Source organism: Kocuria turfanensis, from assembly GCF_001580365.1.
Taxonomy (GTDB): domain Bacteria; phylum Actinomycetota; class Actinomycetes; order Actinomycetales; family Micrococcaceae; genus Kocuria; species Kocuria turfanensis.
In genome coordinates, this window is sequence record NZ_CP014480.1 from 1,826,840 (window position 1) to 1,842,182 (window position 15,343).

A 15,343-nucleotide genomic window follows, 5' to 3' on the forward strand; every position below is an offset into this window, starting at 1 on the left:
AGAATACGGAGCGAACCTCGGCGCGGGCTGGCAGCGGGTGAGGGGGCCGGACATGAGAAGAACCGCCGGCCCCCGTGGGGACCGGCGGTTCTTCCGCGGTGGCTCCGACCGGCGTCGATCCGGTGACCTTACGATTTTCAGTCGTACGCTCTACCAACTGAGCTACAGAGCCCCGGCACATCCGAGGCGGATATGCCGCGACGGCGTCGCACCACGGAAAGACCTCTTCCGCTGTGAACGCCGCCTGAGCGACCCTGACGGGACTTGAACCCGCGACCTCCGCCGTGACAGGGCGGCACGCTAACCAACTGCGCTACAGGGCCTTGCTGTTTCCAACGAGGACTGATCTTACCAGCATTCCTCGCCGGTTGTGCAAATCGGTGGGAGGCCCACCTGCTTCGCGTACCCCCAACGGGATTCGAACCCGTGCCGCCGCCGTGAAAGGGCGGTGTCCTAGGCCGCTAGACGATGGGGGCCAGAACGCCCGCGCCGGCGGCCACGGACTCGACGACCGAGGACCCTGACACGGGAGAAACCGAGTACAGCTTAGGGCTTCGCCCGGAATTCGCACAATTGCGGTGCGGGCCGGTCCCCCGGCGGCACCCGTGCGGCCGGCACCCCCGTGCGTCCGGGCCGCGCGTGGGGTAGGAAGGGGGGCGTGATCGAGATGACCCGCCAGGAGTTCGACGGCGCCGTCGACGACGCCATCGGCCTCATCCCGGACGAGCTCTTCCGGGCCATGGACAACGTGGTGATCCTCGTCGAGGAGGAACCGCCCGCGCACGCGCCGGACCTGCTCGGCCTCTACGAGGGCGTGCCCCTCACCGCCCGGGACGGCGGCTGGGGGGCCGGGTCCCTGCCGGACCGGATCTTCGTCTACCGCGGCCCGCTGCAGCGCATGTGCACCGAGCGGGAGGAGCTCGTGGAGGAGATCACGGTGACCGTCATCCACGAGGTCGCCCACCACTTCGGCATCGACGACGAGCGGCTGCACGAGCTGGGCTGGGGCTGAGCCGGCCCGCTCAGGCGTCCCAGGGGCGGACGTCGTCGAAGTCGAAGTCCTTGCGGGTCTCGATCCGCTGGTCGTAGCGGTCCGGGACGATCAGCACCGGGCCGGCCGCGTTGTGCAGCACCCCCTGGGAGGTGGAGCCCAGCAGCATGCCCGCGAAGCCGCCCCGGCCCCGGGTGCCCAGCACCACGAGGGAGTTCTTCCGGGTCTGCTCCACCAGGACCTGCACCGGCGGGCCGTCGGCCAGCTCGGAGCCGATCTCGAGGTCCGGGAACCAGCTCCTGAGCCAGGCCACCCCGCCGCCCAGGGCCCGGGCGACGTCGTCGTACATCACCTCGAAGTCCACGGCCGTGGGCATCCAGGCCAGCGCCCCGCTCACCGGCGGGAGCGCGCAGACCACGGTCAGGGGGACCCCGAGCAGGCGGGCCTCCTCCGCGGCGTAGAGCATCGCCGCCCGGGCCTGCGTGGAGCCGTCCGAGCCGACGACCACGCGGTCCACGAGGGCCCGGCCGGTGGTGAGCTCCTCCGCGCCCAGGTGCTCCTGGGACCAGGGCAGGGGGATCACCCCGGTGGGGCACTTGGCGTGCGCCGGCACCGCCGTGGAGACGGTGCCCAGCAGCCGGCCCAGCAGCCCGCCCCGGCCGCGGGAGCCGAGGACCATCAGCTCGGCCGTGCGGCTGAGCTCGAGCAGGGCGCCGGAGGGGTCCCCCGTCTCGACCGTGGCGCGCAGCTCCACCCCCACGGGGCGGACCTGGTCCGCGGCGTGGTTCAGCAGCTCCTCGACGCCCTGGGTCAGCGCGGCCTCGTCCACGGTGGCGTAGCCGGTATCGAACCCGGAGCCCGAGAACACGGGCACGCTGTAGGCGGTGACCAGCCGCACGGGCAGGCCGCGGCGGCGGGCCTCCCGGGCCGCCCAGCGCAGGGCGCCGAGGCTCTGCTCGGAGCCGTCGACGCCCACGACGACCTCGCCGGTGGCGTCCAGGGCGCGGCGCTGCCCCCCGCCGGCCGGGGAGCGCCGGCGCACGGCCTCCTCCCCCAGACTGGTGTCGCGGCGCTCCTCGCGCTCCGGGGACGGGTGGTCGGTCATGGTGCTGCCTCCTGTGCGCGGCCTCCGCCCGGACGGCTCCGTCGCGGTCCGGGGCTTCGCCTCCGATGGTACGCGCGGACGCGCCGCGGACGGCGCCCCGCCGACGGACGATCGGCGCCCGGGGTGAGAAGATGAGGGCGCACTGTGCACCCGCCTGTCAGGAAGGACGGTCCCGCCGATGAGCGAGGTCTCGTTGCCCGACGCTCTGCCCGGGGAGACCGGGGCCACGGAGTGGGCCACGTGGGGCAGGACGCACGCCGTCACCCCCCGGCACGTCCTGCGTCCGTCCTCGGTGGCGGAGCTCGCCCAGGGCGTGGCCGCCGCCGCGCAGCGGGGCCTGGGCGTGCGCGCCGTGGGCTCCGGCTGCAGCTTCTCGGCGCTGCCCCTGGCGCCCGAGGTGATGGTCGAGCTCACCGGGCTGAGCGGGCTCACGGCGGTGGACGCGGACGAGCACCGGGTCACGGTCCTGGCGGGCACCACGATCCGGGCCCTCAACAAGGAGCTGGACGCCCACGGGCTGGCGATGACCAACCTGCCGGACAGCGACTGGCAGACGATCGCCGGCGCGGTCTCGACCGGCACCCACGGCACCGGCCTGGCCTTCGGCTCCCTCTCGGCCCAGGTGGTGTCCCTGACCCTGGTCACCGCCCGGGGCGAGCTCGTGGAGTGCTCCGCCGAGCAGCGCCCCGAGCTGTTCCAGGCGGCACGGGCCGGGCTGGGCGCCCTGGGGATCCTCGCGAGCGTGACCCTGGCCTGCGAACCGGCCTTCCGGCTGCACGCCGCCGAGATCCGCGAGCCGCTCGGCCAGCTCGTGGACAGCGTGGCGGCCCGGATGGCCGGGTCGGACCACTTCGAGTTCTACTGGATGCCGGGGACCGCCACCGCCCAGACCCGCATCCTCACCCGGCTGCACAAGCTCCCGGACTCCTTCACCCGGCCCGGCTCCCCCGTGGCGCGCACCGTGCGCCGGCTCGACGACGTCCTGCTGCGCAACACCCTCACGGCCGGGCTGAACCAGCTGGCCACGGCGCTGCCGCGCTCCACGCCCGGGCTGAACCGGGTCGACGCCCTCACGAACAGCCCGCGGCAGTACAGCGACCTCTCCTTCCGGGTGTTCACCGTCCCGCGCCGGGTCCGCTTCGTCTCCACCGAGTACGCGCTGCCCGTGGAGGAGCTGGGGGTCGCCTTCCGGGAGCTGCAGACCCTCGTCGAGCGCCGCGGCTACGCCTTCTCGCTGCCCGTGGACGTGCGCTGCTCCGCCGCCGAGGAGGCCTGGCTCGCGCCCGCCCACGGCCGCGACACCGCCTGGATCGCGCTGCGGCAGTACTGGCGGCGCTACGACCCGAAGGTCTTCGCCGCGGCGGAGGAGATCTTCGTGGACCACGGCGGACGCCCGCACTGGGGCACCGTGCACACCCGGGACGCCGGGTACCTGCACGCGGTCTACCCGCGCTTCCAGGACTTCCTCGACGCCCGTGCCGCGGCCGACCCGGACGGGGTCTTCCTCAACGACCACGTCCGGGAGCTGCTGGGCCTCTGACCCGGCGGGGCGCCGCCCAGCCGGCGCTGCGGCCCGGAGCGCCTCCTCCCGTCCCGGGAGCGCGAGGGGCCGCGTCCTGTCGGGCAGGACGCGGCCCCTCGGGTGCTGGGCGCCGGCTCAGGCGGGCGAGGAGACCGGCTCGGGCACGCCCTCCCGGGAGACGCTGACCATCTCCTCGCGCTCGACCACCTTGACCCGCTCGCGCGGGTTGCCCTCGGCGTCGTGCGAGGACTGGCCCAGGCCCTGCTCGTACTCGTCCAGGGCCAGCCAGCCCTCCCACGTGGTGTACTCGACGCCGCGGGCCTCGAGCACCTCGTTCACGGACGCGGGGTCGGGACGGGTGGCGCCGGGCAGCACGGGGCGGTCCTCCAGCAGGTGGGTGACCGTCTCGAGGGCGTCGGACTTGGTGGCGCCGATCAGCCCGACCGGGCCGCGCTTGATCCACCCGGTGGCGTAGAGGCCGTGCAGCACCGTGCCGTCCTCGGCCAGGACGCGGCCCTCCGCGTTGGGGATCACGCCGCGGCCGTCGTCGAAGGGCAGCTCGGGCAGCCGGGAGCCCAGGTAGCCGACGGCGTGGTAGACGGCCTGCACCGGGTAGTCGACGTACTCGCCGGTCCCGGACACGGAGCCGTCCCCGTTGAGCCGGGTCCGCTCCATGCGCAGGCCGGTGACCCGGCCGTCCTCGCCGAGGACCTCCCGGGGGCTCTGCAGGAAGTGCAGGTGCAGGCGCCGGGAGGCGGTCTTCGGGGAGTCGTCGGCCCGCCACTTCTCGAGGGTCTTGACCATCACCTTGACCTGGTTGTTCTCGGCGATGGCCTGCTCGGAGCCCTCGTCGTAGTCGAAGTCCTCGTCGTAGACGACGATGTCGACGTCGCGCGACTTGGCGAGCTCGCGCAGCTCCAGCGGGGTGAACTTCACCTGGGCGGGGCCGCGGCGGCCGAAGATGTGCACGTCCGTGACCGGGGAGGCCTTCAGGCCCTGGTAGACGTTGCCGGGGATTTCGGTGACGAGCATGTCGTCGGCGTGCTTGGAGAGCACCCGGGCGACGTCGAGGGCCACGTTGCCGTTGCCGATGACCGCGACCTCCTCGGCCTCGAGCGGCCAGGTGCGCGGGAAGTCCGGGTGCCCGTCGTACCAGGCGACGAACTCGGCGGCGCCGTGGACGCCCTCGAGGTCGTTGCCGGGGATGTTCAGCGGGGCGTCGTAGACGGCGCCGGTCGCGAAGATCACCGCGTCGTAGTGGGCGCCGAAGTCGGCGAGGGTCAGGTCCCGGCCGAACTCCACGTTGCCGAAGAAGCGGATGTCGCCGCGGCCCAGGATGGCGCGCAGCGCGGTGATGATGCCCTTGATGCGGGGGTGGTCGGGGGCCACCCCGTAGCGGATCAGCCCGAACGGGGTCGGGTAGCGGTCGAACAGGTCGATGCTGACCTCGAGCTCCCCGTTCTTCACGGGCTCGGACTTGGTGAGCATGTCCGCGGCGTAGATGCCGGCCGGGCCGGCGCCGACGACGGCGACGCGCAGAGGGCGGGTGGTGGTGTCAGCCACAGGGTTCCTTTCGATTGCGCGCACGGCGTGCACCGCGCGCGTCGTAGACCGGGTCCAAGTTTAGTGAAGTCGTCCCAGGATCTCCTGGGTGAGGATGCTCACGACCGGTGGCCGAGCAGGCCCCGCCCGCGCAGCAGCCGGCGTTCCACGGGGTTGAAGAACAGCAGCTCCACGAGGATGCCGACGGCGAGGATCGACAGGACCGCGACCATCACCACCGCCATGTTGGAGACCGTCCGGCCCTGCTCCAGCAGGGAGCCCAGGCCGAAGCCGATGGAGCCGCCGATGGCGATGAGCTCGGCGCCCATGAGCGAGCGCCAGGAGAAGGCCCAGCCCTGCTTGAGCCCGGCGACGTAGCCGGGCAGGGCCGCGGGGAGCACCACCTTGCTGGCCATGGTCCAGCCGCGGGCCCCGAGCACGTGGCCGGCCCGGCGCAGCTGGGGCGGGATCTGGTCCACCCCCGCGAGCATGCCGTTGACGATCGACGGGATGGCCCCCATGAGCACCACGAAGTACACGGTGGCGTCGGAGAGGCCGAACCAGATGATCGCGGCGGGCACCCAGGCGATGGAGGGCAGCACCTGCAGGCCCGAGATGATGGGGCCCACGGCGTCGCGCAGGGCGCGCCGCTGGGCGATCAGCAGCCCCAGCGGCGTGGCCACCGCCGCGGCCACCAGGAAGCCGCTGATCCCCCGCCACAGGCTCGTGCCGAGGGCGCCCAGGACGGTGCCGTCGGTGAGGAGCGCCACGAACTGCCGCCCGACGTCCAGCGGCCCCGGCATGACGTCGGGCCGGGGGCCGAGGAGGGCGACGAGCAGCTGCCACAGCAGCAGGCCGGCCACCAGGGCGACCAGCGGCGGGGCGACCTTGGTGCGGAACACCTCCCCGGCCGAGGTCCTGCGGGCGCGCTCGGTCTGCAGGGCGTCCAGGCCGGCGAGCTCCTCGCCGGCGGCGTCCTGCTCGGCGGGCGGCACCGGGAGCGGCCCGGAGGCCGTGCGCTCCTCCGCCCGGGGCGCGCGGGGCGCGGCCGGCGGCGCGGCCGGGACCTGGGGCAGGGCCGTGTCATTTCGCATGGCGGCTGATCTCCTCACGCAGTCGTGCGGTGATGGTGCGGGTCAGCTCGGCGAGGGTGTCGTCGAGCGACTGGGCGCTGCCCTCGAACCCGTAGGACTCGGGGTCCTTCCACGGCCGGGTGTCCCACTCCTGGACCACCTGGCCGGGGCGGGAGGACATGAGCAGCACCCGCTGGCCCAGCCGCACGGCCTCGCCGACGTTGTGGGTGATGAACACGATCGTCCGTCCCGTGGCGCGCCAGACGCGCAGCAGCTCCTCGTGCAGCAGGTCCCGGGTGATGGCGTCCAGCGCGGAGAACGGCTCGTCCATGAGCAGGACCTCCCGTTCCTGGGCCAGGGCCCGGGCCAGGGCCACGCGCTGGCGCATCCCGCCGGAGAGCTCGTGCGGGCGCTTGTCCGCCGCGTGCGGCAGCCGGACCAGCTTGAGCAGCTCCTCGGCCCGCTCCCGCCGCTGCGGGGCGGGGACACCGCGCAGCTCCAGGGCGAGCTCCACGTTGCGCCGCGCGGTGAGCCAGGGGAACAGCGCGGCGTCCTGGAACATCAGGGCCGCTCCTTCCGCGGGGACGGTCACCGAGCCCGCGGTCGGCTCCTCGAGCCCGGCCACGATGTTCAGCAGCGTCGACTTGCCGCAGCCGGAGGCCCCGAGCAGCGCGACGAACTGCCCGCGCTCCACCTCGAGGTCCACGTCCTGCAGGACCGGCCCGTCCTCGGGGGAGAAGGTCTTGCCGAGGCCCTGCAGCCGGATCGCGGTGGTGGTCGCGGTGCTCATGCGCCCTCCTGCGAGCCGGAGCGGACGCGGTCGAGGACCGTGGTGTCCACGAGTCCGTCCAGCGAGGCCTCGTCCGTGGTCCCCGCCGCCACGCCGTCGGCCAGCAGCTGCGGGTAGGTGTCCGCGAGGGGGTCCGTGGTCCACTCGATCGCCTCGAGGGCGCCCACGACCGTCTCCTCGGGCAGGGTCTCGGTCTGGGCGCGCTCCAGGCCCCGGTTCAGGGTCGAGGCCAGCAGCGCGGGGTCGTCCTCGTGCTCGTCCAGCCAGTCCACGGACCGCTGCAGGCCCCGCACGAGCTCCTCGACCGTCTCCGGATGGCGCTCGAGGTAGTCCTTGCGCACCACCAGCACGGTCGTGGGATAGCGCCCGTCCGCCCAGAGGTCGCGCTCGTCCACGAGGACCCGGGCGCCGTCCTGCACCGCGCGGGTGGCCCACGGCTGGGGCAGCCAGGCCCCGTCCACGCGTCCCTGCCGCAGCATGGAGATGGTCTGGCCGTTGGCCATGGGGGTGATGGCGACCGCGCGCTCGCCGTCGCCGTCCACCGCGTAGCCCTGCTCGGTGAGCCAGGTCCGCAGGGCCACGTCCTGGGTGCCCCCGAACTCAGGGCTCGCGACGGTGCGCCCGGCCAGGTCCCCGGCGTCCGTGACGCCGGGGCCCACCACGAACTGCGCCCCGCCGGACGCCGCGCCCGCGACCACGGCGAGCGAGCGGCCCTGGGAGCGGACGAAGGAGTTGATCGCCGGGTTGGGGCCCACGAAGGCGGCGTCGATCGATCCGGCGTTCATGGCCTCCACCGCGGTGGGACCGCTGTTGAAGACCTGGGCGGACAGCGTCGTGTCCCCCAGCTCCTCCGCGAAGTCGCCGCTCTCGAGCCCGACGAGGGCCGGTCCGTGCGTGAGGTTGCCGAAGTAGCCCAGCCGCAGCTCGGCCGCGTCGGAGGTCTCCACCGCGGTCTGCTCCCATGCCGCCAGCGTCCCGTTGCCGCGCAGTACGGTCGCGGCGACCGTCAGGGCGGTCAGGAGCGCGAGCGCGGTCAGCACCAGCGGCCAGCCCGGGCGGCGGCGGCCCGCGGCGGGGCGCCCGCCGTCGCCGGCCGTCACCGTGGTGAGGGCCGGCGGCTGCTGCCGGTCCACCTAGGCGTCCCGGACGAGCCCGGCGGCGAGCGTGTTGCCGGTGGCGGGGTCGACGAGCAGGAAGGCGCCGGTGCGCCGCAGCCGGTCGTACGGGTCGACGGGCAGCGGGGAGGCCAGCCGGAGCCGGACCCGTCCGATGTCGTTGAGCTCCAGGGTGGCCGCGTCCCGCAGCACCAGCTCCTCGAGGTCCAGGCGCCCCTCGAGGTCCTGGACCATGGCCTGGACCGTGGCGGCGCCGTGCTTGACGAGCACGCGGGCGCGCGGCTGCAGGGGCCGCTCGCCGAGCCAGGCCACCGAGGCGGTCAGGTCCCGGGTGGGCTCGGGCAGCTCGGCGTCGGCGCTCGCGAGGAGGTCGCCGCGGGCGATGTCGATGTCGTCGGCCAGCCGCAGCGTCACGGACAGCGGGGCGGCGGCCTCCGGGAGCTGCTCGCCGGGCAGGGGCGCGCCCGGGGCCGGGGCGGTGCCGGCCACGTCGATGCCGGTGACCGTGGTGCGCCGGCCGGCGGGCAGGACCACGACCTCGTCGCCGACCGCGACCGTGCCGGAGGCGATCTGCCCGGCGTAGCCGCGGTAGTCGCGCAGGGCCTCGGCGTCCGCGCCGGGCGCCGTGCCGCCCTGCGGGCGGATGACGTACTGGACGGGGAGGCGGAAGGGGCGGGCGGTGCCGCGCCCGGACTCGTCGACCGTGGGCAGCTCCTCGAGCACGCGCAGCAGCGGGCGCCCGGTGTACCAGGGGGTCCGCTCGGAGGGCTCCACCACGTTGTCGCCCTCGAGGGCGGAGACGGGCACCACGTGCACGTCCTCGATGCCCAGCCGGGCGGCGATGCCGGTGGCGTCGGCGGCGACCCGGTCGAAGACCTCCCGGTCGTAGTCGACGAGGTCGATCTTGTTCACCGCGATCACCACGTGCGGGACGCGCAGCAGCGAGACCACGGCCAGGTGCCGGCGGGTCTGCTCGACCACCCCGTGCCGGGCGTCCACGAGCAGCACGACGGCGTCGGCCGTCGAGGCGCCCGTGACCGTGTTCTTCGTGTACTGCACGTGGCCGGGGCAGTCGGCGAGGATGAAGGAGCGGCGGTCGGTGGCGAAGTAGCGGTAGGCCACGTCGATCGTGATGCCCTGCTCCCGCTCGGCGCGCAGGCCGTCGGTCAGCAGGGCGAGGTCGAGACGGCCCGTGCCGCCGCCGAAGCCGCGCTCGGCCGAGGTGCGGCCCACGGCCTCGAGCTGGTCGGCGAGGATCGCCTTCGCGTCGTGCAGCAGCCGGCCCACCAGGGTGGACTTGCCGTCGTCGACGGACCCGGCGGTCGCGAAGCGGAACAGCGAGCCGGGGTCGATGGTCGGGACCTGATCGGCGGCGGAGGCCTGCGGGGTCACGGTGCTGGGGGAAGTCATGTCTAGAAGTACCCGTCCTTCTTGCGGTCCTCCATGGCGGCCTCGGAGATCCTGTCGTCCGCGCGGGTGGCCCCGCGCTCGGTCAGCGTGGACACGGCGACCTCGGCCACCACGTCGGCCACGGTGCCGGCGTCGGAGAGCACCGCCCCGGTGCAGGACATGTCCCCCACGGTGCGGTAGCGCACGCTGCGCCGCTCGACCGGCTCCGCGGCGGAGGGGGCGGAGAACTCGCCCACGGCCATCCACATCCCGTCGCGGCGGAACACCTCGCGCTCGTGGGCGTAGTAGATCGGCGGCAGCTCGATGTTCTCCCGCTCGATGTAGCGCCAGATGTCCAGCTCGGTCCAGTTGCTGATGGGGAACGCCCGGACGTGCTGGCCGGCGGTGTGCCGGCCGTTGTAGAGGTTCCACAGCTCGGGCCGCTGGTTGCGCGGGTCCCACTGGCCGAACTCGTCGCGCAGGGACAGGATCCGCTCCTTGGCCCGGGCCTTGTCCTCGTCGCGGCGGCCGCCGCCGAACACGGCGTCGAACCGGTTGTCCGCGATGGCGTCCAGCAGCGGGACGGTCTGCAGCGGGTTGCGGGTCCCGTCGGCGCGCTCGAGCAGCCGGCCGTCGTCGATGTAGTCCTGCACGGACGCCACGACCAGGCGGATGCCCAGCCGCTCCACGGTGCGGTCCCGGAAGTCGAGGACCTCGGGGAAGTTGTGCCCGGTGTCCACGTGCAGCACGGGGAAGGGGATCCGGCCCGGCCAGAAGGCCTTGGCGGCCAGGTGGAGCATGACCACCGAGTCCTTCCCGCCGGAGAACAGCATGGCGGGGCGGTCGAACTCGGCCACGACCTCGCGCAGGATGTGGATGGACTCGGCCTCGAGCGCGTCGAGGCTGCTGTGCACGCCGGCCTCCGCGGGGGCCGGGGCGGTGCTGGGGGTGGTCACGTTCGCCTCCGTCGTCGTGGGTGCGCTCACAGGTGGATCCCGCACTCGATCTTGTCCCGGCCGGCCCAGCGGCCCGCGCGCGGGTCCTCGCCCGGGGCGGTGGGCCGGGTGCAGGGGGCGCAGCCGATGGAGAGGTAGCCCTCCCCCATCAGCGGGTTCGTCGGGATCCCGTGGTCCTGGGACCACTGGACCAGCTCGTCGAGGGTCCAGCGGACCATCGGGTTGACCTTGACGAGCTTGTGCGTCTCGTCGAAGGTCACCATGGGCGCGTTGGTGCGGGTCCAGGACTCGTCGCGGCGCACGCCGGTGAACCAGACCTCGTAGCCCTCGAGGGACTTCTTGAGCGGCGCCACCTTGCGGATCGCGCAGCACAGGCCGGGGTCGCGGGCGAAGAGGTCCTTGCCGTGCTTCTCGTCCTGCTCGGCCACGGTGAGCTCCGGCAGGGCGTCGACCACGGTGATGTCGAGCATGTGCGCCACGGCGTCGCGGGTGCCGATGGTCTCCGGGAAGTGGTAGCCGGTCTCCAGGAAGAGCACGTCCACCCCGGGCAGCTGCTCGGCGACGAGGGCGGGCAGCACGGCGTCGGCCATCGAGCAGGCCACGGTGACGTTGCGCAGGTCGAAGTTCTCCGCGACCCAGCGGATCGCCTCCTCCGTGGACGCCTCGCCGGCGGCGGGCACCCGGCCCTCGGCGTCCAGCTCGGCGTGCAGCGCGGCGGCGCCGGCCGCCGCGAGCTCGCGCAGCTGCTGCTCGTCGCGCAGCGCGGGGCGGGTGCCCGTGTCGGTGCTGGTCATGCGAGTTCACTCTCCTCGACCCGGTGGGTCCACTCGGCGAAGGTCTCGTTCTCGGTGCGCTGGGCCAGGAAGCGCCGGACCAGCTTCTCGACGTAGTCGGCCAGGTCGTCCTGGAACACCTTCAGGCCGCGCACGGTCCGCCCCAGCCCGGCCTCGGCCCGGTCGTCGGCGGCGAGTCCGCCGCCCAGGTGCACCTGGTAGCCGGGCTTCTGCCCGCCGTCCTCGGTGGGCAGAAGCTGGCCCTTGAGCCCGATGTCCGCGGTCTGGATCCGGGCGCACGAGTTGGGGCAGCCGTTGACGTGCATCGAGATGGGGTGCGGCAGCTCCACGCCGTCGAGCCGCCGCTCGAGCTCGTCGATGGTGTCCGAGGCGGTCTGCTTGGTCTCGACGATCGCCAGCTTGCAGTACTCGATGCCGGTGCACGCCACCGTGGAGCGGCGGAACGCGGAGGGCCGCGCCTGCAGGTCCAGGGCGTCGAGGTCGGCGACCACGCTCTCCACGTCGGCCTCCTCGATGTCGAGGACCACGAGCTTCTGGTGCGGGGTGGTGCGCAGCCGGTCGGAGCCGTACCTGGCCATCACGTCGGCCAGGGCCAGCAGCTTCGCCCCGGAGACGCGGCCCACGCGCGGGGCCACGCCGATGTAGAACCGGCCGTCCTTCTGCCGGTGCACGCCGATGTGGTCGCCCGGGGTGGCGGCCTTCTCCGGCGCCGGGCCGTCCGCGAGCTCGTAGCCGAGGTACTCGTCCTGGAGCACCTGGCGGAACTTCTCGGGCCCCCAGTCCTGGACCAGGAACTTCAGCCGGGCACGGTTGCGCAGCCGCCGGTAGCCGTAGTCGCGGAAGATGCTGGTGACGCCCTTCCAGACCTCCGGGGCCTGTTCCTCGGTCACGAAGGCGCCCAGGCGCTTGCCGAGGAACGGCACCACGGACAGCGCGCCGCCGACCCACAGGTCGTAGCCGGGACCGAGCTCGGGGTGGACCACGCCCACGAGGGCGCAGTCGTTGATCTCGTGCACCACGTCCAGGGACGGGTGGCCGGTGATCGCGGTCTTGTACTTGCGCGGCAGGTTGGAGAACTCCGGGGAACCGATCCAGGTGGACTTGATCCGCTCGATCACCGGGGTGGGGTCGATGATCTCGTCCGCGGCGATCCCGGCCAGCGGGGAGCCCAGGATCACGCGCGGGACGTCGCCGCAGGCCTCGATCGTGTCCAGGCCGGCGTCCTCGAGCCGCCGCCAGATCTCCGGGACGTCCTCCACGCGGATCCAGTGGTACTGGATGTTCTGCCGGTCCGTGATGTCGGCCGAGTCCCGGGCGAAGTCCGCCGAGATCTGCCCGAGCACGCGCAGCTGCTCACGGGTCAGCGCCCCGCCGTCGAGCCGGACGCGCATCATGAAGTACTTGTCCTCGATCTCGGCGTCGGACAGGGACCCCGTCCGGCCGCCGTCGATGCCCGGCCGGCGCTGGGTGTAGAGCCCCCACCAGCGGAACCGCCCGTGCAGGTCCTGGGGGTCGATCGAGTCGAAGCCCTCCCGGGAGTAGACCTCCTCGATCCGGGTGCGCACGTTGAGCCCGTCGTCGGCCTGCTTGAAGACCTCGTTCGGGTTCAGGGGATCCCGGCCGTCGACCTTCCACTGCCCCTCGGGCTTCGGCTTCCGGGCGGCACGGGGCGCGCGCGTCGTCTGTGTCATGGCGTCGATTCTTCGTGGCTTCCCCCGGACAGTCACGCCGGTCGTCACAAACCGCCATGAATCGACCTGACGTGACACAGGGCTGGACACCGGCACCCGAATGTGCAACGGCGCGGGCACCCTCAGGCGGCGGGCCCGCCCCCGGTCAGCCGCGCCGCGGCGTCGTCGATGTGCTCGGCGTCCACCAGGACGTCGTAGGCGTCCGCCTCGAGGCCCTGGACGCTGCGGAAGTCACGGCGTCCGCCGGTGGCCGCGTGGCCCACGAGGCCGAAGATCAGGCCCCAGACCGCGCCCAGCGCCACGCCCCACAGCACCACGGACAGCCAGCCGCCCACGGTGAACAGGCCGAGGAGCAGCCCCACGAACAGGCCGAGCCACGCGCCGGAGGCCATGCCGTAGAGGGCGGCCTTCCCGTTGGTCATCCGGCCCGTGACCTGCTCGACCGAGCGCAGCCCGGTGCCGACCACGCGCACGTGCTCGACGGGGAACCCCGCGTCGGAGAGGGAGTCGACGATCTGCTGCGCCTCGGCGTAGGTGGGCACGGTCCGCAGCACCCGGTAGTTGCCGGAGGAGGTGGGAGGAATCCGTGAGGGCTGGGTCATGGCTGCTGCGCTCCTGTTCCGTCGTGTGGTCCGTCGTGCTGGGGCGGGGTCCGGTGCCGCACCCGTGGTGCGACCGCCGTCCGGTGCAACGGGATCTGCCGGGCCCCTGTTCCGCCCGGCGCCGGCCGGCCTCGTCCATGTCCGGGTGCTCACCGCGACACCACCGGGCGGGACCGGTAATGTTCCCCCGGTGGCACGCGGATCCGGGGCCGCTCCGGGGCCGCCGCCGTCGAGCCCGCCCTGTCCCGTCGAGTGCCCTTAGGACCGCCATGGCATCCTCCGCCTCCGTTCCCACGGAGACCCCTTCCCGTCCACCGCGCAACGGCCTGGACCGCTTCTTCAGGATCAGCGAGCGCGGCTCCTCCGTGACGAGCGAGGTCCGCGGCGGCGTGGCCACGTTCATCGCGATGAGCTACATCGTGGTCCTCAATCCGCTGATCCTCGGCTACGGCCCGGACGGCGCGGGGAACACCCTCGGCGCCGAGCGGGTCGCGGCCGTCACCGCCCTCGTGGCCGGCGTGATGACCATCCTGATGGGCCTCGTGGCCCGCTCGCCGTTCGCGATCGCCACCGGCCTGGGGGTGAATGCGTTCCTGGCGGTGACGATCGTGACCACCCCCGAGCTCACCTGGCCGCAGGTGATGGGCCTGGTCGTGTGGGCCGGCGTGATCATGTTCGTCCTGGTGCTCACCGGCTTCCGCACGGCGGTGTTCAACGCCGTGCCGCCGTCGCTGAAGACCGCGATCGTCGTGGGCATCGGGCTGTTCATCGCCCTGATCGGCTTCGTGAACGCCGGCTTCGTGCGCCGCATCCCGGACGCCGCCGGCACCACCGTGCCCGTGCAGCTCGGCGACGGCGGGACGCTGCTGGGCTGGCCCATGCTCACCTTCGTCGTCGGCCTGCTGCTGACCCTGGCCCTCATGGTGCGCAACGTCCGCGGCGCGATCCTGATCGCCGTGGTCCTCACCACGGTCCTCGCCCACGTGCTGGAGGCGGTCTTCCCGTCCGGCTCCTCGGCGGAGAACCCCACCGGGTGGTCGCTCGTGGTCCCCTCGGCCCCCACCTCCTTCGTGGCCCTCCCGGACCTCTCGCTCGTGGGCGCGGTCGCCCCGCTGGAGGCGTTCCGGAGCCTCGGGGCCCTCGCGGCGCTGCTGCTGGTCTTCACGATCCTGCTCTCGATCTTCTTCGACGCGATGGGCACCATGGTGGGGCTCTCCCAGCAGGCCGGCCTGGTGGGCCGCAACGGGCAGATCGAGAACGTGGACCGGGTGCTGCTCGTGGACGCCGCGGGCGCGATCGCGGGCGGCGCGGGTTCCGTGTCCTCCAACCAGATCTTCGTGGAGTCCTCCACCGGCATCGCCGACGGCGCCCGCACCGGCCTGGCCAACGTGGTCACCGGCGCGCTGTTCCTGCTCGCGACGTTCATCACGCCCCTGGTCAACGTGGTGCCGTTCGAGGCCGTCGCCCCGGCCATGGTCGTGGTCGGCTTCCTCATGGCCAAGCAGGTGGTGCGCATCGAGTGGGAGGACTGGGGCCTGGCCGTGCCGTCCTTCCTGACCTTCGCGGTGATGCCCTTCACCTACTCGATCGCCGACGGCATCGGGGCCGGCTTCGTCTCCTACGTCTTCATCCGCCTCGTGCAGGGCCGGGCCCGGGAGGTCCACCCGCTGATGTACGTGGTGGCCGCGGCCTTCGTGGTGTTCTTCGGCAAGGGCGTGGTGGAGGGCTGGCTCGCCTGACGCCCTGCTCCCCTCCCCTCTCCCCTTGCCGGGA

Annotated in this window: 13 protein-coding genes and 3 tRNA genes; 3 read left to right on the top strand and 13 right to left on the bottom strand. The window is 73.2% G+C overall.

The genetic code is table 11. The features are described 5' to 3' along the window. Positions 1-99: 99 nt before the first annotated feature. The 3 genes from AYX06_RS08435 to AYX06_RS08445 all read right to left on the bottom strand — a co-directional run bounded on the left by AYX06_RS08435 (position 100) and on the right by AYX06_RS08445 (position 476). Positions 100-172 (bottom strand) — tRNA-Phe (locus AYX06_RS08435). Between the two features lie 77 nt (positions 173-249). Beyond that, positions 250-323 (bottom strand) — tRNA-Asp (locus AYX06_RS08440). An 80-nt stretch (positions 324-403) separates the two neighbouring features. Next, positions 404-476: transfer RNA gene (locus AYX06_RS08445), tRNA-Glu, on the bottom strand. 191 nt (positions 477-667) lie between these two features. On the opposite strand from AYX06_RS08445, the gene AYX06_RS08450 reads away from it, so the two are divergent. Then, a complete protein-coding gene (locus AYX06_RS08450; protein ID WP_371860048.1) occupies positions 668-1,012 on the top strand; it encodes a metallopeptidase family protein in 345 nt (114 codons plus the stop codon). A gap of 10 nt (positions 1,013-1,022) precedes the next feature. Here AYX06_RS08450 and AYX06_RS08455 read toward each other — a convergent pair whose 3' ends face one another. Continuing rightward, positions 1,023-2,096 carry a universal stress protein gene (locus AYX06_RS08455; protein WP_084271520.1) on the bottom strand — a complete coding sequence of 358 codons (1,074 nt, stop codon included), beginning with the start codon at positions 2,094-2,096 and terminating at the stop codon, positions 1,023-1,025. Between the two features lie 178 nt (positions 2,097-2,274). On the opposite strand from AYX06_RS08455, the gene AYX06_RS08460 reads away from it, so the two are divergent. Continuing rightward, complete coding sequence (locus AYX06_RS08460; protein WP_062735398.1) at positions 2,275-3,636, top strand: D-arabinono-1,4-lactone oxidase; 1,362 nt, start codon at positions 2,275-2,277, stop codon at positions 3,634-3,636. Positions 3,637-3,753: 117 nt separating this feature from the next. On the opposite strand, the gene AYX06_RS08465 is transcribed toward AYX06_RS08460, so the two are convergent. The 9 genes from AYX06_RS08465 to AYX06_RS08505 form a co-directional block, all read right to left on the bottom strand. Continuing rightward, positions 3,754-5,181: an FAD-dependent oxidoreductase gene (locus tag AYX06_RS08465; RefSeq protein WP_147017359.1), complete on the bottom strand. Its 1,428-nt coding sequence runs from the start codon at positions 5,179-5,181 to the stop codon at positions 3,754-3,756. A gap of 98 nt (positions 5,182-5,279) precedes the next feature. Continuing rightward, complete coding sequence (locus AYX06_RS08470) at positions 5,280-6,254, bottom strand: ABC transporter permease (RefSeq protein ID WP_062735399.1); 975 nt, start codon at positions 6,252-6,254, stop codon at positions 5,280-5,282. Then, positions 6,244-7,023 (bottom strand): ABC transporter ATP-binding protein, encoded by a 780-nt coding sequence (locus tag AYX06_RS08475; RefSeq protein ID WP_062735400.1) that lies wholly within the window; start codon positions 7,021-7,023, stop codon positions 6,244-6,246. The genes AYX06_RS08470 and AYX06_RS08475 overlap by 11 nt, the downstream gene beginning before the upstream one ends. Then, positions 7,020-8,156, bottom strand: a complete 1,137-nt coding sequence (locus AYX06_RS08480) for an ABC transporter substrate-binding protein (protein ID WP_062735401.1) — start codon at positions 8,154-8,156, stop codon at positions 7,020-7,022. Before AYX06_RS08480 ends, AYX06_RS08475 begins: the two co-directional genes overlap by 4 nt. Next, positions 8,157-9,548, bottom strand: coding sequence for a sulfate adenylyltransferase subunit 1 (locus AYX06_RS08485; protein ID WP_232319427.1), 1,392 nt, complete (start codon positions 9,546-9,548; stop codon positions 8,157-8,159). A 2-nt stretch (positions 9,549-9,550) separates the two neighbouring features. Continuing rightward, positions 9,551-10,483: a sulfate adenylyltransferase subunit CysD gene (cysD, locus tag AYX06_RS08490; protein WP_062735402.1), complete on the bottom strand. Its 933-nt coding sequence runs from the start codon at positions 10,481-10,483 to the stop codon at positions 9,551-9,553. A 26-nt stretch (positions 10,484-10,509) separates the two neighbouring features. After that, positions 10,510-11,277 (bottom strand): phosphoadenylyl-sulfate reductase, encoded by a 768-nt coding sequence (locus AYX06_RS08495; protein ID WP_062735403.1) that lies wholly within the window; start codon positions 11,275-11,277, stop codon positions 10,510-10,512. Continuing rightward, positions 11,274-12,968: a nitrite/sulfite reductase gene (locus AYX06_RS08500; protein WP_062735404.1), complete on the bottom strand. Its 1,695-nt coding sequence runs from the start codon at positions 12,966-12,968 to the stop codon at positions 11,274-11,276. The genes AYX06_RS08495 and AYX06_RS08500 overlap by 4 nt, the downstream gene beginning before the upstream one ends. Before the next feature lie 122 nt (positions 12,969-13,090). Next, the gene (locus AYX06_RS08505; RefSeq protein WP_062735405.1) at positions 13,091-13,570 is read right to left on the bottom strand and encodes a general stress protein; all 480 of its coding nucleotides are present in this window, start codon (positions 13,568-13,570) and stop codon (positions 13,091-13,093) included. A gap of 269 nt (positions 13,571-13,839) precedes the next feature. Between AYX06_RS08505 and AYX06_RS08510 the strand changes: the two genes are divergently transcribed. After that, complete coding sequence (locus tag AYX06_RS08510; protein ID WP_062735406.1) at positions 13,840-15,309, top strand: NCS2 family permease; 1,470 nt, start codon at positions 13,840-13,842, stop codon at positions 15,307-15,309. Positions 15,310-15,343 lie beyond the last annotated feature (34 nt).